This is a genomic window from Micromonospora sp. U56, assembly GCF_018070095.1.
Classification (GTDB): domain Bacteria; phylum Actinomycetota; class Actinomycetes; order Mycobacteriales; family Micromonosporaceae; genus Micromonospora; species Micromonospora purpureochromogenes.
Genome location: NZ_JAGPYL010000075.1, coordinates 1 through 19,035, shown reverse-complemented (window position 1 = coordinate 19,035; position 19,035 = coordinate 1). Strand labels below are relative to the sequence as shown.

At 71.9% G+C, this 19,035-nt stretch carries 17 protein-coding genes, 1 tRNA gene and 1 pseudogene; 11 read left to right on the top strand and 8 right to left on the bottom strand.

Translation table 11 applies throughout. The features are described 5' to 3' along the window. Positions 1–5 precede the first annotated feature (5 nt). Positions 6–485 carry an Lrp/AsnC family transcriptional regulator gene (locus tag KBX37_RS22785; RefSeq protein ID WP_210777948.1) on the bottom strand — a complete coding sequence of 160 codons (480 nt, stop codon included), beginning with the start codon at positions 483–485 and terminating at the stop codon, positions 6–8. A gap of 83 nt (positions 486–568) precedes the next feature. Between KBX37_RS22785 and KBX37_RS22780 the strand changes: the two genes are divergently transcribed. Beyond that, positions 569–1,744, top strand: coding sequence for a PLP-dependent aspartate aminotransferase family protein (locus tag KBX37_RS22780; RefSeq protein ID WP_210777947.1), 1,176 nt, complete (start codon positions 569–571; stop codon positions 1,742–1,744). A 70-nt stretch (positions 1,745–1,814) separates the two neighbouring features. Here the strand turns inward: KBX37_RS22780 and KBX37_RS34720 are convergent, their stop codons facing one another. From KBX37_RS34720 to KBX37_RS22770, 3 genes and pseudogenes are all read right to left on the bottom strand, one after another. After that, on the bottom strand, positions 1,815–1,970 hold the full coding sequence (locus KBX37_RS34720; protein ID WP_247658721.1) for a hypothetical protein: 156 nt from the start codon (positions 1,968–1,970) through the stop codon (positions 1,815–1,817). A gap of 524 nt (positions 1,971–2,494) precedes the next feature. Continuing rightward, positions 2,495–2,563 (bottom strand): annotated as a pseudogene (locus tag KBX37_RS34715) (hypothetical protein); the annotation flags it as partial. Positions 2,564–2,598: 35 nt separating this feature from the next. Further along, positions 2,599–2,671: transfer RNA gene (locus KBX37_RS22770), tRNA-Leu, on the bottom strand. 94 nt (positions 2,672–2,765) lie between these two features. On the opposite strand from KBX37_RS22770, the gene KBX37_RS22765 reads away from it, so the two are divergent. From KBX37_RS22765 to polA, 8 genes are all read left to right on the top strand, one after another. Then, positions 2,766–3,386: an ANTAR domain-containing response regulator gene (locus KBX37_RS22765; RefSeq protein WP_210777946.1), complete on the top strand. Its 621-nt coding sequence runs from the start codon at positions 2,766–2,768 to the stop codon at positions 3,384–3,386. 49 nt (positions 3,387–3,435) lie between these two features. Beyond that, a complete protein-coding gene (locus KBX37_RS22760; RefSeq protein ID WP_210777945.1) occupies positions 3,436–4,617 on the top strand; it encodes a hypothetical protein in 1,182 nt (393 codons plus the stop codon). 220 nt (positions 4,618–4,837) lie between these two features. Continuing rightward, the gene (locus KBX37_RS22755) at positions 4,838–5,992 is read left to right on the top strand and encodes a branched-chain amino acid ABC transporter substrate-binding protein (RefSeq protein WP_210777944.1); all 1,155 of its coding nucleotides are present in this window, start codon (positions 4,838–4,840) and stop codon (positions 5,990–5,992) included. Positions 5,993–6,060: 68 nt separating this feature from the next. Beyond that, the gene (locus KBX37_RS22750; protein ID WP_210777943.1) at positions 6,061–7,002 is read left to right on the top strand and encodes a branched-chain amino acid ABC transporter permease; all 942 of its coding nucleotides are present in this window, start codon (positions 6,061–6,063) and stop codon (positions 7,000–7,002) included. After that, entirely contained in the window at positions 6,999–8,147 is a 1,149-nt protein-coding gene (locus tag KBX37_RS22745) for a branched-chain amino acid ABC transporter permease (protein ID WP_210777942.1), read from the top strand. The genes KBX37_RS22750 and KBX37_RS22745 overlap by 4 nt, the downstream gene beginning before the upstream one ends. After that, positions 8,140–9,105: an ABC transporter ATP-binding protein gene (locus KBX37_RS22740; RefSeq protein ID WP_210777941.1), complete on the top strand. Its 966-nt coding sequence runs from the start codon at positions 8,140–8,142 to the stop codon at positions 9,103–9,105. The genes KBX37_RS22745 and KBX37_RS22740 overlap by 8 nt, the downstream gene beginning before the upstream one ends. Beyond that, positions 9,095–9,805, top strand: a complete 711-nt coding sequence (locus KBX37_RS22735) for an ABC transporter ATP-binding protein (protein ID WP_210777940.1) — start codon at positions 9,095–9,097, stop codon at positions 9,803–9,805. The genes KBX37_RS22740 and KBX37_RS22735 overlap by 11 nt, the downstream gene beginning before the upstream one ends. 138 nt (positions 9,806–9,943) lie before the next feature. Next, positions 9,944–12,643, top strand: coding sequence for a DNA polymerase I (gene polA, locus KBX37_RS22730; protein ID WP_210777939.1), 2,700 nt, complete (start codon positions 9,944–9,946; stop codon positions 12,641–12,643). A 97-nt stretch (positions 12,644–12,740) separates the two neighbouring features. Here polA and KBX37_RS22725 read toward each other — a convergent pair whose 3' ends face one another. The 3 genes from KBX37_RS22725 to KBX37_RS22715 are packed head-to-tail and all read right to left on the bottom strand — an operon-like array spanning position 12,741 to position 14,245. Next, entirely contained in the window at positions 12,741–13,175 is a 435-nt protein-coding gene (locus KBX37_RS22725; RefSeq protein ID WP_210777938.1) for a DUF3140 domain-containing protein, read from the bottom strand. Next, positions 13,162–13,383, bottom strand: a complete 222-nt coding sequence (locus tag KBX37_RS22720) for a DUF2945 domain-containing protein (RefSeq protein ID WP_154943717.1) — start codon at positions 13,381–13,383, stop codon at positions 13,162–13,164. The genes KBX37_RS22725 and KBX37_RS22720 overlap by 14 nt, the downstream gene beginning before the upstream one ends. A 58-nt stretch (positions 13,384–13,441) precedes the next feature. Further along, positions 13,442–14,245, bottom strand: a complete 804-nt coding sequence (locus KBX37_RS22715; RefSeq protein ID WP_210777937.1) for a class I SAM-dependent methyltransferase — start codon at positions 14,243–14,245, stop codon at positions 13,442–13,444. A 427-nt stretch (positions 14,246–14,672) separates the two neighbouring features. Between KBX37_RS22715 and rpsA the strand changes: the two genes are divergently transcribed. Further along, positions 14,673–16,163 carry a 30S ribosomal protein S1 gene (gene rpsA / locus KBX37_RS22710; protein ID WP_088961211.1) on the top strand — a complete coding sequence of 497 codons (1,491 nt, stop codon included), beginning with the start codon at positions 14,673–14,675 and terminating at the stop codon, positions 16,161–16,163. Positions 16,164–16,368: 205 nt separating this feature from the next. Next, the gene (coaE, locus tag KBX37_RS22705) at positions 16,369–17,550 is read left to right on the top strand and encodes a dephospho-CoA kinase (RefSeq protein ID WP_210777960.1); all 1,182 of its coding nucleotides are present in this window, start codon (positions 16,369–16,371) and stop codon (positions 17,548–17,550) included. 4 nt (positions 17,551–17,554) lie between these two features. Here coaE and KBX37_RS22700 read toward each other — a convergent pair. After that, on the bottom strand, positions 17,555–19,035 hold a 1,481-nt coding region (locus KBX37_RS22700; RefSeq protein ID WP_210777936.1), incomplete at its 5' end, for a hypothetical protein.

Here is a 19,035-nt window from a genome sequence, read left to right as displayed (position 1 = left end):
GCCGGTCAGCCCATGCCGCGCGCCTGCTCGAAGATCAGGCTGGTCTGGGTGTGCTGCACGGCCGGGTCCACCGCGAGGTGGTCGAGCACGAAGTCGCGCAGGGCGTCGCCGGACGCCGCCCGCACATGCAGCACGTAGTCCTCCGCGCCGGCCACGTGGAACACCGACACCACCCCGGGCAGCCGGACCGACCGGGCCCGGAAGGCGTCCACCGCGGCCCGCTCGTGCGCGGTCAGCCGGACCGACACCAGCGCCTGCAACGGCAGCCCCACCGCGGTCGGATCCACCTCGGCGTGGAAGCCGCGGATCGCCCCGCAGTCGCGCAGTGCCCGGGTCCGGGTGAGACAGGTCGAGGGGGCCACCCCCACCCGCTCGGCGAGGGCGTTGTTCGGCAGCCGGCCGTCGGCGGCCAGCTCGGTGAGGATCGCTCGGTCGACGTCGTCCAGCGCGGCGAACGGCCGCACATCATTCGGCGCAGGGGGCATGTGAACATCCTTCCGCGAATGCTGCGACAACGAAAGCGGCTTCTACAGAATCATCTTCGATCCTATTGCCCAGAGGCAGCCTATTGTTCGACGCTTCCGGCATGACGACCGTGGACACCCGGGCCGTGCACGCCGGCCGCGACGATCTCGCAGGCCTCGGCGTCCACGTGCCGCCGATCGACCTCTCCACCACCAACCCGCTGCCCTCGGTCGAGGGCGGCGGCGACGCGTACGAGCTGCTCGCCACCGGCGGCACCCTCCCGGCCGGCGCCAGCGCCGTCTACCAGCGGCTCTGGAACCCCACCGTGGCCCGCTTCGAGACCGCCCTGGCCGAACTGGAAGGCGCCGCCGCAGCCGTCGCCTTCGCCAGCGGGATGGCCGCCCTGACCGCCGCGCTGCTCGCCGCCACCCGGGACGGCAAACGGCACATCGTCGCCGTCCGCCCCCTCTACGGCGGCACCGACCACGTGCTCGCCACCGGACTGCTCGGCACCGAGGTCACCTGGGCCCGCCCCGACGAGGTCGCCGCCGCCGTCCGCCCCGACACCGCCCTGGTGATCGTCGAGACGCCGGCCAACCCCACCCTCGACCTGGTCGACATCGCCGCGCTCGCCACCGCCGCCGGCGACGTCCCGCTGCTCGTCGACAACACCGTCGCCACGCCCGTGCTCCAGCAGCCCGCCCGGCACGGCGCCGCGCTCGTCCTGCACAGCGCCACCAAGAGCATCGGCGGCCACGGCGACGTGCTCGCCGGCGTCGTCGCCTGCGACGCCGACTGGGCCGCCCGACTGCGCCAGGTCCGCGCCGTCACCGGGGCCGTGCTGCACCCGCTCGGCGCGTACCTGCTGCACCGGGGCCTGCAGACCCTGCCGCTGCGGGTCCGCGCCCAGCAGGCCGGCGCGGAGAAGCTCGCCGGCTGGCTCACCGGCCACCCGGCCGTGGTGCGGGTGCATCACCCCTCGGTCCACGACCCGGCCGGCCTGGTCGGCCGCCAGCTGTCCGGCACCGGCAGCCTGCTCGCCTTCGAGGTACGCGGTGGCGCGGCCGCCGCCGCGACCGTCGCCGGCGCCTGCGAACTGATCACCCACGCGGTCTCGCTCGGCGGGGTGGACACCCTGATCCAGCACCCGGCCTCACTCACCCACCGGCCGGTGGCGGGGGAGGCCAAGCCGGGCGGCGGCCTGCTGCGGATCTCCGTCGGGCTGGAGGACCCGGAGGACCTGCGGGCCGACCTGGAGCGGGCGCTCGGAGTGCTCTGACCGCCGCTCGCCGTTCCTGTCGCGCGGCTGAGGCGACCCGCGCCTCGCCCTGAAGTCCGTCAATTCGGGTTCATGACTTTGGGCCGACGTGCCGGTCGAGGGCCGCGACCGCCTCCCGTCGGGCGACGGAGAGGGAGTTGCGGCGGTTCATCCTCCAGGCGATGCCGAGCAGGTCGAGGGCCCACTGGCAGAGCCCCATGATGTCGGCGGACTCGTTGGTGAACATGTAGCGCGGATAGACGTAGCCCTTGCCGCGGACGGTGACCCGGTTGGCGAAGCGGGAGCCGTCGAGTGGAAGAGGCCGCGGAGAAAGGTGCCGGCCTGCCCCTCGACGATCCCGCGCTGCCAGTCGGCCAGGACGATCGGCCGCTCGTGCTTCTTGCCCGGCCCGTGCTGGGGCAGCAGGCACGGCCAGTGCTTGCCGTAGCTCTGCACGTTGACACAACCCTGCTGCCGGACGTGCTGAACCTTGGTGGCCAGCACCGATCGCATGGCCGCGTCGCAGGCACTGATCAGGTCGGGCCAGGCGTTGCTGCACGAGATCCTCAGCACCGGCACTCGAGCCGAGGTGACCAGGTGGCCGTCACCGAGGTACAGGCCCAGCAGGTAGCTGTAGGCGGCAGGATCTGTCGGATTGTCGACGCCGGGCTGGCAGCGGAAGCAGCGCAGAGCCGTCCCGTGGACGACCGGCTGCGGCCGGTCCCGGCACCAGTGCCACACGGTGCGATACGAGAGCCCGACACCGCGGGCGGCATCAGCGACGGTTGCGCCGGAGAGGTAGAGCTCCCGCGCGCGTGCGCGCAACTCGGGTGGGTGCATACCGGCATTTTCGAACGCCCGTACGACAGTCTCGGTGCCCCCGGTGGGATTCGAACCCACACTTTATGGATTTTGAATCCATCGTCTCTGCCATTGGACTACAGGGGCCTTCGGTTACTCGGCCTGCACAGGTTACCCATTACGCTAAGGGCGGCGACACCCGGCACGGCGGGTGTCGAGCACAGACTGGTGGGAGTGGCTCGTGGCCGAGACGCAGACGGACGCCGAGCGCAGGCGCGTACTGATCGCCGAGGACGAGGCGCTCATCCGGCTGGACCTGGCCGAGATGCTGGTCGAGGAGGGCTACGAGGTCGTCGGCGAGGCCGGTGACGGCGAGACCGCCGTCCGGCTGGCCGAGGAGCTCAAGCCGGACCTGGTCATCCTCGACATCAAGATGCCGATCATGGACGGGCTGGCCGCCGCCGAGCGGATCGCCGGCGCCCGCATCGCCCCGGTGATCATCCTGACCGCGTTCAGCCAGCGCGACCTGGTGGAGCGGGCCCGGGCGGCGGGCGCGATGGCGTACCTGGTGAAGCCCTTCCAGAAGAGCGACCTGGTGCCGGCGGTGGAGATCGCGCTGTCGCGCTACTCGGAGATCGCCGCCCTGGAGTCGGAGGTCGCCGGCCTCACCGACCGGCTGGAGATCCGCAAGACCGTCGAGCGGGCCAAGGGCGCGCTGATGACCACGTACGGGATGACCGAGCCGCAGGCGTTCAAGTGGATCCAGCGCACGGCGATGGACCACCGGATGACCATGAAGGAGGTCGCCGAGCGGATCCTCGCGGAGACCGCCGGCGGCGAGGTGGCCCGCCCAGCGATCTGAGGCGTACCCCGGGGCCCACTGCGGCGCGCGGATCGATAGCATCGCATCCATGCGTGGTCGGCAGCTGGTGGCGGTGCTCGGCGTGCTCGCCGTGCTGCTCGCCGGCTGCGAGCGGGTCACCCGGCACGACGGTGACAACCCGCAACCGGTCCGACCGGCCTGGCAGTCGGTGGCCCTGCCGGCCCCGCCCGGGGCTCCCGGGCGGCTCATGCTGCGCGACGCCGCCGCCTGCGGGGGACGCTGGTACGTGGTGGGTGCCGTCGCGGACGCCGTCGGCGCCACCCGACCGGCGGCCTGGACGAGCGTGGACGGGTCGACGTGGGCTGCGATGACGCTGGCGCCCAGGACCTACTACGGCCGGCAACACGTGCTCTACTCGGTCGCCTGCCGGGCCGGCCGGGTCGCGCTGCTGGGCGCGAAGCGCGGTGGCGCGCACGCGAACCCGCGGACGAGCAGCTGGCGGCATCTGACCGACGGCTCGCTGGACGAGGTGACCGCACCGTTCGAGCTGTACGGCGGGCCGCGGGCGGTGGACGTTGCCCGGGTGGTCTCGGGCGGACGCGGCTGGTTGATCGCCGGTAACCGGACCAGTGGCGCGGCGGTCTGGCTGTCGCCGGATTCGACGCGTTTCACGATCGTCGAGGGGGCGCCGGAGCTGGCATCCGACGCGCGGGGCGAGACGTGGAACTTCGACGCGGTGGAGACCGGCTCGGGGTGGTTGGCGGTGGGCGGCGTCGTGCCGGCTGGCCGGGTCGACCGTGACCCGCTGGCCTGGGTGTCGACGGACGGCGTCGGCTGGCGCCGGGTCGCGGTGCCGGGTGGTCGGGAGTACGACGAGTTGCAGCGGGTGGTCCTGCTGGACGGGCGGCCGGTGGCGGTGGGGTTGCGCGGTCGGGCCTTCGGTGCCTGGCGGCTGGAGGGCGGTCCGGCGCGCGGGAGCTGGCGGGCGGCCGGGGGGTTCGGCGTCGGCCGGGAGAACGGCATCCCCGGAGTGCGGGGCCTCGTGGTGGCCGGTGGCGAGTTGTACGCGGCCACCACGGACGGGCTGAAGCACTCGCTCTGGCGATCGGGGGACGAAGGGGACACCTGGCAGCCGGTGGACGGGCCGTCGTCGATGCCCGCCGGTGCGGAACGGGCGGTGGCGTTGCTGGGTACGGCCGACCATCTGTTGATCTTGGTCGATGACGCTGGTGGTGGCCGGGTCTTCCGGGCGCCGGCGGGTGGTCGCTGAGTCCCCTGTGTGACGGAACAGCGATCACTGACGCTCTTGTTCGTAACGGTTTGGCAAGCCTCTCTCCCAGGCCTTCCGGAGCCATTTACCGCTCCAGTACGCTCCGCCATCACGAGCCGTAACGCAGGTGTGCGGATTCTCCCCGGGCAGTGGCAGTGTGGCGCAACGAGTGGCCGCCGTCCGGAATCCGACATCTGCATCTGGAGGAGGTCAGAAAGCCGTGAGGCGTAACTACGTACGGGCGCTCGGCGCCGTGGGTCTGGCCGCGGCCATGCTCGCGGCCGCGGGTTGCCAGGATTCGGGCGGCGGCAGCGAGGCCGGCGGCGACGGCAAGTGCGGTGGCAAGATCGCGATCTTCGGTGCCTTCACCGGTCCGAACGCGGGTCTGGTTATCCCGTCGCTGAACGGCGCGAAGCTGGCCGTCAAGCAGCACAACGAGAAGAACCCGAACTGCAAGGTCGAGCTCAAGGAGTTCGACACCACCGGTGACGCGACCCAGGCCACTCCGGTGGCGAACCAGGTCGCGCAGGACCAGTCCTTCACCTCGGTGATCGGCGGCCACTTCTCCGGTGAGACCAAGGCGACCATGCCGATCTACGAGGCCGCGGGCCTGGTGATGGTGAGCCCGTCGGCGACCGCGACCGAGCTGACCGCCACCGGCAACAAGGCGCTCCACCGGGTGGTCGGCAACGACGGCACCCAGGGCGCGGCGGCCGTCGCGTACCTGAAGAATGTGCTCAAGCCGCAGAAGGCCTTCCTGATCGATGACGGCACGCCGTACGGCGCCGGCATCATCTCGGAGGTCAAGAAGGGCCTCGGCGCGCAGGTGGCCGGCGAGGACAAGGTCCAGACCGACCAGACCAACTTCGACGCCACCATCTCGAAGATCAAGTCCTCAGGTGCCGACGCGATCGCCTACGGCGGTTACACCAACGAGGCCGCGCCGCTGCTCAAGCAGGCCCGCGCGGCCGGCATCACGGCCAAGTTCCTCGGCTTCGACGGTCTCTACGACCCGCAGTTCCCGGCGGGTGCCGGCGCGGCCGCCGAGGGCGCGATCGTGACCTGCCCGTGCCTCCCGCCCGCCGAGGCCGGCGGCACCTTCTCCGCGGACTACCAGAAGGAGTACGGCCAGGCGCCGGGTTCCTACGGTGCTGAGGGCTACGATGGCGCGGCCGTCCTGCTCGAGGGCTACAAGGCCGGCAAGAACACCCGTAAGGACCTGATGGACTGGGTGAACGCCTACGACAAGCAGGGCGTGTCGAAGTACATCAAGTTCGACGAGACCGGCGACGTGGACAAGTCGAAGGTCGTCATCTGGGCGTACGAGATCAAGGGCGGCCAGATCACGCCTCAGCAGGAGATCAACCTCAGCTGAGCCGAAATCCGTAGTGCGGCCGGGGGTCTGCGGGCCCCCGGCCGCACTCGGTAAAATGGGGAGATTTCGTGAACTTCGATGAACTCTTCGGGCACCTGGGTCAGCACACGGTGGACGGTCTGGCGAAGGGCTCTATCTACGCCCTCGTCGCGCTCGGCTACACGCTGGTCTACGGGGTGCTGAAGCTGATCAATTTCGCCCACTCCGAGGTCTTCATGGTGGGCACCTTCACCGTCCTCGGCGTGTGGAGCCTGCTCGGCGCCACGGACGCGCCGTCGCTCGGCATGGTGCTGCTGCTGCTCGCGGCGGGACTCATCGCCGCCGCGTTGGCGTCCGGCGCGACGGCCGTGGCGGTGGAACGAATCGCGTACCGCCGGCTGCGCCGGATGAACGCGCCGCCGCTGATCTTCCTGATCACCGCGATCGGCCTGTCCCTGGTGATGTCGGAGGCGTTCGGCCTCTGGCAGGGCCGGCTGGTCAAGGGCGTGCCGACAGTGCTGGAACGCGACGTAGTCTTCAGCATCGGCGGCACCGACGTGACGAATACCCAGCTGCTCACCGTGGTCGCGGCGCTGATCATGATGGTGGGGCTCGACGTGTTCATCAACCGCACCCGGTACGGCCGGGGCGTGCGGGCGGTGGCGCAGAACCCGGACACCGCGGCGCTGATGGGCGTGAACAAGGACCGGGTGATCGCGCTGATCTTCCTACTCGGCGGTCTGCTGGCCGGCGCTGCGGCGCTGCTGTGGGTGGTCCGCTACGGCAACACCCGGTTCAACGTCGGCTTCATCCTGGGGCTGAAGGCGTTTACCGCAGCCGTGCTCGGCGGCATCGGCAACCTGCGCGGCGCGTTGCTCGGCGGCCTGCTGCTCGGCGTCGTCGAGGTGTACGCGGCCACCCTGACGTCGTCCAACTGGGAGGACGTGGCAGCGTTCGTGGTGCTGGTGGTCGTCCTGCTGTTCCGCCCGACCGGCCTGCTCGGCGAGTCACTGGGGAGGGCCCGCGCATGACCACCACGACGACCAAGCGGCCGCTGGACGGCCTCAAGCACGTCACCGGCGGGATCGGCGACCGGTTCCGGGCGCTGCCGAAATGGCAGCGGGGGCTGACCTTCGCGGCCTTCGTGGCGTTCCTCTACTACCTGCCGCTGCTCGGCGTCCCCGGGCTGACCTGGCTGCGCACCGACTCGATCGAGGGCGGCAACAACTGGGCCGGTGTGCTCTTCGTGTGCGCCGTCTATGTGCTGATCGCCATCGGTCTGAACGTGGTGATCGGTCTGGCCGGCCTGCTGGACCTGGGCTACGTCGGCTTCTTCGCGGTCGGCGCGTACAGCGTGGCGCTCTTCGGATCCGTGCAGTCGCCGGTGGTCAAGGCGCTGCAGGAGCGCTTCGACATGCCGCAGGGGTGGGCGGTGGCCTGGGCCATCTGCATCCCGATCGCGATCGCGCTGACGATGATCTCCGGCGTGCTGCTCGGCTGGCCGACGCTGCGGCTGCGCGGCGACTACCTGGCCATCGTCACCCTGGGCTTCGGCGAGATCATCCGGATCGTGGTGCGGAACGTGGAGTGGTCCGGTGGCCCGCACGGCGTGGCGGCGATCCCCGGCCCGCAGGGCGCGCCGTCGCCAGACAACAACGTCTTCGGCCTGATCGACGCCAAGCCCTGGTACTGGCTGGCGCTGACCGTGGTGCTGGTGCTGGTCTTCGCCGTGCGGCGGCTGGAGAACAGCCGGGTCGGCCGGGCCTGGCTGGCGGTCCGGGAGGACGAGGACGCGGCCGCGGTGATGGGTGTCTACCCGTTCAAGTTCAAGCTCTGGGCGTTCGCCATCGGCGCAGCGCTCGGCGGCATCTCCGGTGCGCTCTTCGCGAGCCGGCAGGGCTTCATCGAGCCCAACCAGTTCAACGCGCAGCTCTCCATCCTGTTCGTGGCGATGGTGGTGGTCGGTGGTGCTGGCAACATGGCCGGTGTCGCGCTCGGCGCCTTCCTGTTGGCGTACCTGCCGGAGCGGTTCCGGGACTTCGCCGAGTGGCGCTTCCTGGTCTTCGGCCTGGCGCTGGTGCTGGTCATGCTGCTGCGTCCGCAGGGGCTGATCCCGAGCCGGCGGCGGGCCCGCGAGCTGAAGGACCGTGCGGAGGAGGTGCCGGCCAATGTCTGACGAGAAGCCGGATTCGGTGTCTGAAGAGCGGCCGGATCTTGACGAGATCAAAGCGAGCGGTCCCATTCCGCGCCAGCGTGAGGTGCTGCTCGACGTTGACCACGTCACGCTGCGCTTCGGCGGTGTGGTGGCGCTGGACGACGTGAGTTTCAGCCTGTATCGGGGGGAGATCCTCGGTCTGATCGGCCCGAACGGCGCCGGCAAGACCACCTGCTTCAACGTGATGACCGGCGTGTACCGGCCGACCTCCGGGGCGGTCCAGTTCGCCGGGGAGCGGGTGACCGGCCGCAAGCCGCACCAGATCAACCGGATGGGCATCGCCCGGACGTTCCAGAACATCCGTCTCTTCCCGGAGATGACGGCGCTGGAGAACGTCATGGTCGGCACCGACTCGCAGCACCACACGAGCGTGCCGGGGGCGCTGTTCCGGCTCTACCGGAAGAAGGCCAAGCCGGAGGAGTTGCCGGCGGTCGACTCGACCAACACGCTGGTCCGGGCCTGGCAGCAGGTGCGGCACAGCAGCGCGAAGGTCTTCGGTATCTCCCGGCACACGCTGGAGGAGCGGGCCGGCGAGCGCAAGGCGCTCGAGCTGCTGAAGTTCGTCGGGATCAAGGGCCGGGCCAACGAACTGGCCCGCAACCTGCCGTACGGCGACCAGCGGCGGCTGGAGATCGCCCGTGCGCTGGCCACCGAGCCGAAGCTGCTCTGCCTCGACGAGCCGGCGGCCGGTTTCAACCCGGCGGAGAAGGAAGAGCTGCTCCAGCTGATCCGACGGATCCGCGACCTGGGCTACACCGTCCTGCTCATCGAGCACGACATGCGCCTGGTCATGGGGGTCACCGACCGGATCGTGGTGCTGGAGTTCGGCAAGAAGATCGCCGAGGGTTCACCGGCGGAGGTTCGGGACAACCCGAAGGTGATCGCGGCCTATCTGGGGGAGCCCGCCGATGCTGCTTGAGATCGAGAACCTGACCCTGGCGTACGGGCGGATCGAGGCACTGCACTCGGTCAGCCTGCACGTCGCCGAGGGCGAGGTGGTGGCGTTGATCGGCGCGAACGGTGCCGGCAAGACCACCACCATGCGGGGCATCTCCGGGCTGCTGCCGGTCTCCGCCGGCTCCATCCGGTTCAACGGTGAGGACATCACCAAGCTCCGGGCCGACCTGCGAGTGGTCCGGGGCATCTGCCAGTCGCCGGAGGGGCGGGGGATCTTCCCCGGCATGACGGTGCTGGAGAACCTGGACATGGGGGCGTACACCCGTAGGGACTCGGCCGGAGTCGCGGCCGACCTGGACCGGGTGCTGACCCTGTTCCCGCGGCTGGCGGAGCGGCGTAAGCAGGCCGGGGGCACGCTCTCCGGCGGCGAGCAGCAGATGCTCGCGGTTGGTCGGGCGCTGATGAGCCGGCCGAAGCTGCTGCTGCTCGACGAGCCGTCGATGGGTCTGGCGCCGATGGTGATCCAGCAGATCTTCGACATCATCACGGAGATCAACCAGCAGGGCACCACGGTTCTGCTGGTGGAGCAGAACGCCCAGCAGGCGCTCTCCCGGGCGCACCGGGGGTACGTGCTGGAGACCGGTCGGATCGTGAAGGAGGGGTCCGGTCAGGACCTGCTCACCGACCCGGCGGTCAAGGAGGCGTACCTCGGCGTGGCCTGAGCCGCGTCGTAGCGTCGGCGGCCGTCCGTCCCCCAGGGGACGGGCGGCCGTCCGGCGTCTGCCCGGATGTCGGTTTACCTCCTACGAGCGCGGTGCCGCCGCCCGGAGATGTCGGGCGTTGCGGCTAGAGTCGCTGCCGTGACAGCTACGACCCCGCGCCTGCTCCTCGTCGACGGACACTCGATGGCATACCGGGCCTTCCACGCCCTGCCGGTGGAGAACTTCTCCACCACGACCGGGCAGCCGACCAACGCGGTCTACGGCTTCACCTCGATGCTGATCAACGTGCTCCGCGACGAGCAGCCGACGCACATCGTCGTCGCCTTCGACGTCTCCCGCCGCTCCTTCCGCACCGAGAAGTACGCCGAGTACAAGGCCGGCCGCAAGGAGACCCCGACCGACTTCAAGGGCCAGGTCAGCCTGATCAAGGAGGTCCTCGACGCGCTGCGCGTCCCAGTGGTGGAGAAGGAGGGCTACGAGGCCGACGACGTCATCGCCACCCTCGCCTGCCAGGCCCGCGACCAGGGCATGGAGGTGCTGATCAGCAGCGGCGACCGGGACGCCCTCCAGCTCGTCGGCGAGCGGGTCACCCTGCTCTACCCGCGCAAGGGCGTCTCCGACCTGGCCCGGATGGACCCGGCCGCCGTCGAGGCGAAGTACAGCGTCGGCCCCGAGCGCTACCGCGACCTGGCCGCGCTGGTCGGCGAGGACAGCGACAACCTCTCCGGCGTCGACGGCGTCGGCCCGAAGACCGCCGCCAAGTGGATCAATCTGTACGGCGGCGTCGACGGTGTGGTCGCCAGCGCCGACGCGATCAAGGGCAAGGCCGGCGACAACCTGCGGGCCCAGCTGTCCCGGGTGATCCGCAACTACGAGCTCAACTGCCTGGTCTCCGACCTCGACCTGCCGCTGCGCCCCGAGGACGCCCGCTGGACCGGCTGGGACCGGGAGGCCGTGCACCAGGTCTTCGACACCCTTCAGTTCCGCATCCTGCGCGACCGCCTCTACCAGTACCTGGAGGCCGTCGAGCCGGAGGCCGAGGCCGGGTTCGACCTGGCCGGCGAGGTGCTGACCGAGCCGGGCGCGTTGGCCGGCTGGCTGGCCACGCACGCCCCGGCCGGCACCCCGGTGGGGCTGGCGGTGAAGCTCGACACCGGCCCGAACCGCCGGCACACCGCCTCCGTCACCGGCATGGCGCTCGCCACCGCCGGCGGCGCGGCGGCCTGGTTCGACCCGGCCGGGCTGGAGCCGGGCGACGAGTCGGCGCTGGCCGGCTGGCTGGCCGACCCGCAGCGTCCCAAGGTGCTGCACGACAGCAAGCCGGCGGTGCTGGCGCTGGCCGTGCACGGCTGGTCGCTGGAGGGCATCGCGCGGGACACCCAGATCGCCGCCTACCTGGCCCGCCCCGACCAGCGTTCCTACGACCTGACCGACCTGGCCCTGCGCTACCTGCACCGCGAGCTGCGGGTCGACGCCCCGGAGACCGGCCAGCTCACCCTCGACGGGCTGGGCGACGAGGGCGTCGTCGAGCAGAACCTCATGCTCCAGGCCCGGGCCACCCTCGACCTGGCCGACGCGATCGACGCGGAGCTGTCCCGCGACGGTGAGCAGCCCAACCGGCTGATGGCCGGGGTGGAGCTGCCGCTGATGCGGGTGCTCGCCGGCATGGAGCGGATCGGCATCGCCGCCGACACGCAGTACCTGTCGGACCTGGAGGCGCACTTCGCCGCCGAGGTGAAGGCCGCGGCGCAGGGCGCGTACGAGGCGGTGGGCCGGGAGTTCAACCTCGGCTCGCCCAAGCAACTGCAGGAGATCCTCTTCGGCGAGCTGGGCCTGCCCAAGACCAAGAAGATCAAGACCGGCTACACCACGGACGCCGACGCCCTGCAGTGGCTCTACGCGCAGCACCCGCACCCGGTGCTGGAGCACCTGCTGCGCCACCGGGACGTCGCCAAGCTCAAGTCGACCGTGGACGGCCTGCTCAAGTCCGTCTCCGACGACGGCCGGATCCACACCACCTTCAACCAGACGGTGGCGGCGACCGGTCGGCTCTCGTCCACCGAGCCCAACCTGCAGAACATCCCCATCCGCACCGAGGAGGGGCGGCGGATCCGCCGGGCCTTCGTGGTGGGGGAGGGCTACGAGTGCCTGCTCACCGCCGACTACAGCCAGATCGAGATGCGGATCATGGCGCACCTGTCGTCGGACGACGCGCTGATCGAGGCGTTCAACTCCGGCCGCGACTTCCACGCCGCCACCGCCTCGTCGGTCTTCGGAGTGGCGGTCGGTGAGGTCACCCCCGACCAGCGCCGCAAGATCAAGGCGATGAACTACGGCCTGGCGTACGGGCTGAGCGCGTTCGGCCTCTCCCAGCAGCTCGGGATCAGCGCCGAGGAGTCGCGCGGGCTGATGGAGAACTACTTCGCCGGCTTCGGCGGGATCCGCGACTACCTGCACGAGGTGGTCGCCCGGGCCCGGCAGGACGGCTACACCTCCACCATCCTGGGTCGTCGGCGATACCTGCCCGACCTGGTCAGCGACAACCGGCAGCGCCGGGAGATCGCCGAGCGGATGGCGCTCAACGCCCCGATCCAGGGCTCCGCGGCCGACATCATCAAGGTCGCCATGCTGCACGTCGACACCGCGCTGCGCGACGCCGGCCTGCGCTCCCGGATGCTGCTCCAGGTGCACGACGAGCTGGTCTTCGAGGTGGCTCCCGGCGAGCGGGAGACCCTGGAGGCGCTGGTGCGCCGGGAGATGGGTGCGGCGTACCCGCTGTCGGTGCCGCTGGAGGTGTCGGTCGGCGAGGGGCGGGACTGGAACAGCGCCGACCACTGACCGGGCCTCGGCCGGGCGGGTCCGGCCGGCCGCGAGGCAGCGCCTCGCGGCCTCGGGAAATCCGCTCCGGTCGCCGGGTCCGGCGCAAGGGCGTGGGTCAGCGTCCGGGTCCCCGGCGCTCCTTCGGCGGGGTGCCGTGCCGCTCGAGGGCCCGTCGGGACGGGCCGCCCGGGGGCGGCAGCGGGCCCTTGAGGGGGTCGTGGCCCCAGTTCATCAGGGACCAGCGCCACTTGGTGTCGCGCACGTCGCCGGAGGGGCGCTGGGCCATGTGCCGGCGGACGTAGCCGACCACCTTGCGCATGTGCTTGTAGTCGCCCTCGGACAGGTCGCCGCGCTTGCGCCGTAACAGGTCGATGATCCTCCGGCCGGATTCGTGCCCCACCGACTCGCCGCCTCCGGAGCGGCCGCCCTTGTGCCAGCCGACCTGCTTCGACTCGTCGGTCTCCAGCCAGGAGGAGATCTCGCCGGGCCTCATGTTCACCGCCTCGGTGAACTCCTGGTACGTGTCCCGGCCGTCGTCACCTCTGCTCATGACGCAACGCCTCCGGTCGGTGGGCCACGTCGCGGCCCGAGTCGTCGTTGCGGATCCGGTACTGCGGATCGTCCTCCGTCGCGTTGACGGCGTGCCCGCGTACGTGCGTCCGGTCGATCAGCTTCTCCTTGACCACGCCGTACGCCCGGCCGCTGTGACTGGCCCAGGAGACGTGGTCACCCTCGCGGAATTCCCTCTGCTCGGCCATGCCGGGCGGGTACCCGCCGTCGATGCCCCGAAACGACGCCCCCGGGCGTGCGACGTGGTCAGCCGGTGGGCTTGTCGGTGACGAAGATGGCGGTGCCGGGGAAGAGTCGCCCGCGCAGCGGGCTCCACTGCCCCCAGATCCCCTCGTGCCCCGCCGGCCACTCCGGCTCCACCAGATCCCGCAGCCGGAACCCGGCGCCGACCAGCTCGCGGATCCGATCGCCGAGGGTGCGGTGCTGCTCGACGTAGGTGGCCACACCCGAGTCGTCCTGCTCGACGTAGGGGGAGCGGTCGAAGTACGAGTGCACGGCGGTCAGGCCCCCCTCGCCCGGGTCGTCCAGGAAGATCCACCGCATCGGGTGGGTCACCGAGAACACCCACCGGCCGCCCGGACGCAGCACCCGGTGCACCTCGGCCATCAGCGCGGCCGAGTCGTCGACGAAGGGGATCGCGCCGAAGGCGGTGCAGGCGATGTCGAACGCCCCGTCGGCGAAGGGCAGCGCCAGCGCGTCGGCCTGCACCAGCGGGACCCGTACCCCGGTGCGGTCGGCCGCCTGCGCGGCGTGCCGCAACATGCCGGCGGAGAGGTCGAAGGCGACCGGCCGGGCGCCCTGGGTGGCCAACCAGCGGGCGCAGGCCGCGGCACCGCAGCCCACCTCCAGCACCCGGCGTCCGGCGACGTCACCGAGGAGCCGGGCGTCGGCCTCGCGCAGTCCCTCCGGGCACCAGACGAAGTCCGTGTCGCCGAGGAAGGCGCCGTGCTCGGCCTGGTAGTCGTCGGCGTCGGTGTCCCACCAGCCCCGGTTGGCCCGGCGGGTCTCCGCGTCGCCGACCCGCCGTCGGGTCACCCTGTCGTCGTCCACCCGCTCACGCTAGGCCCTGGCCGGGTCGACGCCGACGGCGACCGGCCGGCGGGGACGGCCGCGACCGGCACGAGGGCGAGGGCGGTCTGCGGACGTCGCCGCGGTGCGCTACCTTCTCTGCGTGGTGGGACGGCTGTGACGCAGGAGACAGTCGAGACGCTTTTCCACCGAAATCTCCGCTTTCGCAGCTGACGAGGTCGCGAGGACACGGGAGGCCTTGCACGCTGTGGTAATGCAGCGGGTAGGCTAGACGATGCGCTCGCGGATCGTGTGCCTCGGCAGGGAGCAGGTGCGCGGTCACCGGAGCCACTAATGATCTTCACTTGGCGATCGTTCGGTGTGCCCGGAGGCGGATCCGCTGGCGCGAAATGGTCACTGCGACACCACGCCTGCTGTGACAACCCATCCGACCGGAGCAACCGCCCACATGACGAGCAGCATCGAGGCCCCCTCGAGCGCCACCCGGGTCACCCACGACGATCTCGGTTCCGAGGAGGCTTTCCTCGCCGCGATCGACGAGACCATCAAGTACTTCAACGACGGCGACATTGTCGAAGGCACCGTCGTCAAGGTCGATCGGGACGAGGTCCTGCTCGACATCGGCTACAAGACCGAGGGCGTCATTCCCTCTCGGGAGTTGTCGATCAAGCACGACGTGGACCCCGCCGAGGTCGTCTCGGTCGGTGACCACATCGAGGCCCTTGTCCTCCAGAAGGAGGACAAGGAGGGTCGTCTGATCCTCTCCAAGAAGCGGGCGCAGTACGAGCGGGCCTGGGGCACGATCGAGAAGATCAAGGACGAGGACGGCGTCGTCCGCGGTTCGGTCATCGAGGTGGTCAAGGGTGGCCTCATCCTCGACATCGGGCTGCGCGGCTTCCTGCCCGCCTCCCTGGTCGAGATGCGGCGGGTGCGCGACCTGCAGCCGTACGTCGGCCGCGAGCTCGAGGCCAAGATCATCGAGCTGGACAAGAACCGCAACAACGTGGTCCTGTCCCGCCGTGCCTGGCTGGAGCAGACGCAGTCCGAGGTGCGCACCGAGTTCCTCAACAAGCTGCAGAAGGGCCAGGTCCGCAAGGGCGTCGTCTCTTCGATCGTCAACTTCGGCGCGTTCGTCGACCTGGGCGGCGTGGACGGCCTGGTGCACGTCTCCGAGCTGTCCTGGAAGCACATCGACCACCCGTCCGAGGTCGTCGAGGTGGGCCAGGAGGTCGAGGTCGAGGTCCTGGACGTCGACCTGGACCGCGAGCGGGTCTCGCTGTCGCTGAAGGCGACCCAGGAGGACCCGTGGCGGCAGTTCGCCCGCACCCACGCGATCCAGCAGATCGTGCCGGGTAAGGTCACCAAGCTGGTGCCGTTCGGCGCCTTCGTCCGGGTGGACGACGGCATCGAGGGCCTGGTCCACATCTCCGAGCTGGCCGAGCGCCACGTGGAGATCCCGGAGCAGGTCGTGCAGGTCGGCTCCGAGGTCATGGTCAAGGTCATCGACATCGACCTGGAGCGCCGCCGCATCTCGCTGTCGCTCAAGCAGGCCAACGAGGGCTTCGTCGAGGGCGAGGAGCACTTCGACCCGACCCTCTACGGCATGGCCGCGACGTACGACGCCGAGGGCAACTACATCTACCCGGAGGGCTTCGACCCGGAGACGGGCGAGTGGCTCGAGGGGTACGACAAGCAGCGCGAGACCTGGGAGAACCAGTACGCCGAGGCGCGTCAGCGTTGGGAGGCCCACACCAAGCAGGTGCAGACCTCTCGCGCGGCCGACGCCGAGGCCGCTGCCAACCCGGCTCCGGCCGTCACCGGTGGCACCACCACCACGACCACCACGGCCCCGAGCCGTCAGGCCGAGGAGCCGGCCGGCACCCTGGCCACCGACGAGGCGCTCGCCGCTCTGCGGGAGAAGCTCGCCGGCGGCAAGTGACCCTGTGACAACTCCAGCTCGGCGCGGCTGACGCCGCGCAGCGACCTGGAGCCGTCAATGGCGACGACGGGCCCCGTTCCCGCGATCCGGTAGCCACCGGGTCGTCGGGGGCGGGGCCCTCGCGCGTCTCCGGGCTGTTCGGCGGAGATCGCCGCCCCGCCCACGCGGTTTTGTGGTGCGGGTGGTGATCCGGTTGACTGGTCCGGTGCTGATGGTGGGACTGACCGGAGGGATCGGCTCCGGCAAGAGCGCCGTGTCGGCCCGGCTGGCCGAGCGGGGTGCGGTGGTCATCGACGCCGACCGGATCGCCCGTGAGGTGGTCGCCCCGGGCTCCGCGGGGCTGGCGGAGATCGTCGCCGCCTTCGGCGACCGGGTGCTCGACGCCGGCGGCGCGCTGGACCGGGCGGCGCTGGGCGCGGTGGTCTTCGGCGACGAGGTGGCCCGCCGGCGGCTGGAGGCGATCACCCATCCCCGGGTGCGGGCGCGTACCGCCGAACTGGCCGCCGCCGCGCCCTCGGACGCGGTGGTGGTCAACGACGTGCCGCTGCTGGTCGAGGTGGGGCTGGCGCCGACGTACCACCTGGTGGTCGTGGTGCAGACGGCCGTCGCGACCCGGCTGGAGCGACTGGAACGCGACCGGGGGATGCCCCGCGCGGAGGCGGAGCGGCGGATCGCCACGCAGGCCGACGACGCCCGTCGGCGCGCGGTGGCGGACGTGGTGCTCAGCAACGACGGCACCCTCGATGAGCTGCACGCCGCCGTGGACGCCCTCTGGCGGGACCGGTTGTTGCCCTACGAGGACAACGTCCGTGCGGGCCGGGTGGCCCGCCCGGAGCGGGTCCTGCTGACCGAGCCGGACCCGTCCTGGCCCCAGCAGTACGCCCGGCTGGCCGCCCGGATCCGGCACGCCGTCGCCCCGGCGGACCTGCGGGTGGACCACATTGGCTCGACCGCCGTGCCCGGCCTGGCCGCCAAGGACGTGATCGACATCCAGGTGACCGTGTCGTCGCTCGACGCGGCGGACGGGCCGCTCGCCGAGCGGCTCGCCCGGGCCGGCTTCCCGCGGCTGCCCGGCGACTGGTGGGACAACCCCCGCCCGGCCGGCAGCGGACGGTGGGCGAAGCGGTTGCACGGCAGCGCCGACCCGGGACGCCCGGCCTGTCTGCACCTGCGGGTGGCCGACTCGCCCGGCTGGCGGTACGCCCTGCTGATGCGGGACCACCTGCGCGCCGACCCGGACCAGCGGGCCGCCTACCTGCTGCTGAAGCGGGAGTTGGCGGCCTCGGCCCCGGACAGCGGCGCGTACGCGACGGCCAAGGACCCGTGGTTCGACGAGGAGCACCTGCGGGCCGAGGAGTGGGCCGCGCAGACCGGGTGGCGGCCCTGACCGGTCAGCGGCGGCCCGCCGTGCCGGCCCGCGCCGCCGGCGCCTTCGCGGCGGGCGGTCCGGGCCGGGGCGGCACGATCCCGGCCGGCACCGGCGCCGGGGTGAGGTCGAGCTGGGCCCAGGCGCCCGCCCGGGTGCGCAGCTCCAGCCGGCGGGGCAGGCCGGTGCGGTCCAGCCAGTAACGCAGCCGCAGGCCCTGCACGCGCAGCTCGACCACGTCCACCACCCGGCCGGCGACCCGGTCGGTGCGCAGCCGCACGGCCGCCGCGGGCCGGGCGGGCGCCGTGTCCGCCCGCAGCGCCGCGTCGATGAGCAGGTCGAGGTCGTCCAGCGGGCGGGCGCCGGTCCGCCAGCCGGCCCCGGCCGGTGGTGGCAGCGGCGGGCCGTTGTCGGCCCCGGTGGCGCCGGCGCCCGGCCCGACCGGCACCTCCGCGCGGGCGAAGCCGTCCCGGTCGCGCCGCAGCAGGGTGCGCCGGCCGAGGGTGTCCAGCTCGGCCACCGACAGGTACGCCACCCCGCCGGACCAGCTCAACCATCCCGAGCCGCGCAAATTGGCGGCGGTGCCGAGCGGGACGGCGACGCTGACCGCGGCACCGGCCTCAGCCCGCAGCCGGGCGGGCAGCCGGGCCAGCCGCTCGGCCTCGGTGTCGGTGAGCGCGCGGGGCAGCCCGGGGCGGCCGCCCAGCGCGTCGACCGGCCAGATGGTGGGCCGGTCGTTGCGTTCCAGCTCGACGGCGGCCGGTTGCCCGCCGGGCAGCCGGCCCTCCCACCGGTGCAGCCGGGAGTCGCCGTCGACCCACCAGCGGGGGGCGCCGTCGCCGGCCGCCGGCGGGGCGGGTGGACGGGCGGTCGGGTCGGCGGCGGCGGTGGGCCTGGGCAGCGGGGCCTGGAGGACGTCCACCGGCTCGCCGGCGAGGGTCTCCCGCCCCACCCAGCGCCCCGCGCCGTGGCGCAGCGGGTCGGCCGGCTCCGCCCGGTCCGCGCTCAGCTTGAAGAGCACGTCGAGCGCCCCGGCGAGTGGCCGACCGGCGGGCAGGTCGCGCAGTCGCCAACGGTCCGTCGGCGGTACCAGCGGAGGGGACGCCGGCGTGGGGACCGCGGCGGGGTCGGGGCGGAGCACGACGACCGAGGGCGTCGCCTGCACCAGTCCCCGGTCGGCGCCGGCGCCCGGACCGCCCACGTCGAGGTAGGCCAGCGGCCGCGCCCAGTCGATCCAGCCGACCAGGTCGGTGCGGGCGGCGCCGGTCCCGATCGTCACCCGGACCCCGGCACGCACGTCGCGGAGGTTGGTGACCCGGGTCGCGGCCAACCGCTCGGCCTCAGCCGCGGTCAGCGCCCGGGCCGGCTCCCCGGGGGCGGGCGCCCAGCTCAGCAGGCCGGCGACCAGCGCCGGGGCCGAGGCGGCGGCGACCACGGCGAGGGCGACCAGGGTGGTGCGCCGGCGGGCGGGCTCCTCGGAGCCGGCGACGGCGGCCAGGACCGGCG

Excerpts from the sequence above, each read along its gene's own strand:
- KBX37_RS22785 (WP_210777948.1), bottom strand. The coding sequence starts at position 485 with ATGCCCCCTGCGCCGAATGATGTGCGGCCGTTCGCCGCGCTGGACGAC.
- KBX37_RS34720 (WP_247658721.1), bottom strand. The coding sequence starts at position 1,970 with ATGTTCACCAACGAGTCCGCCGACATCATGGGGCTCTGCCAGTGGGCC.
- KBX37_RS22760 (WP_210777945.1), top strand. The coding sequence starts at position 3,436 with ATGCGTGGTCGGCAGCTGGTGGCGGTGCTCGGCGTGCTCGCCGTGCTG.
- KBX37_RS22745 (WP_210777942.1), top strand. The coding sequence starts at position 6,999 with ATGACCACCACGACGACCAAGCGGCCGCTGGACGGCCTCAAGCACGTC.
- KBX37_RS22740 (WP_210777941.1), top strand. The coding sequence starts at position 8,140 with ATGTCTGACGAGAAGCCGGATTCGGTGTCTGAAGAGCGGCCGGATCTT.
- KBX37_RS22735 (WP_210777940.1), top strand. The coding sequence starts at position 9,095 with ATGCTGCTTGAGATCGAGAACCTGACCCTGGCGTACGGGCGGATCGAG.
- KBX37_RS22725 (WP_210777938.1), bottom strand. The coding sequence starts at position 13,175 with ATGAGCAGAGGTGACGACGGCCGGGACACGTACCAGGAGTTCACCGAG.
- KBX37_RS22720 (WP_154943717.1), bottom strand. The coding sequence starts at position 13,383 with ATGGCCGAGCAGAGGGAATTCCGCGAGGGTGACCACGTCTCCTGGGCC.
- rpsA (WP_088961211.1), top strand. The coding sequence starts at position 14,673 with ATGACGAGCAGCATCGAGGCCCCCTCGAGCGCCACCCGGGTCACCCAC.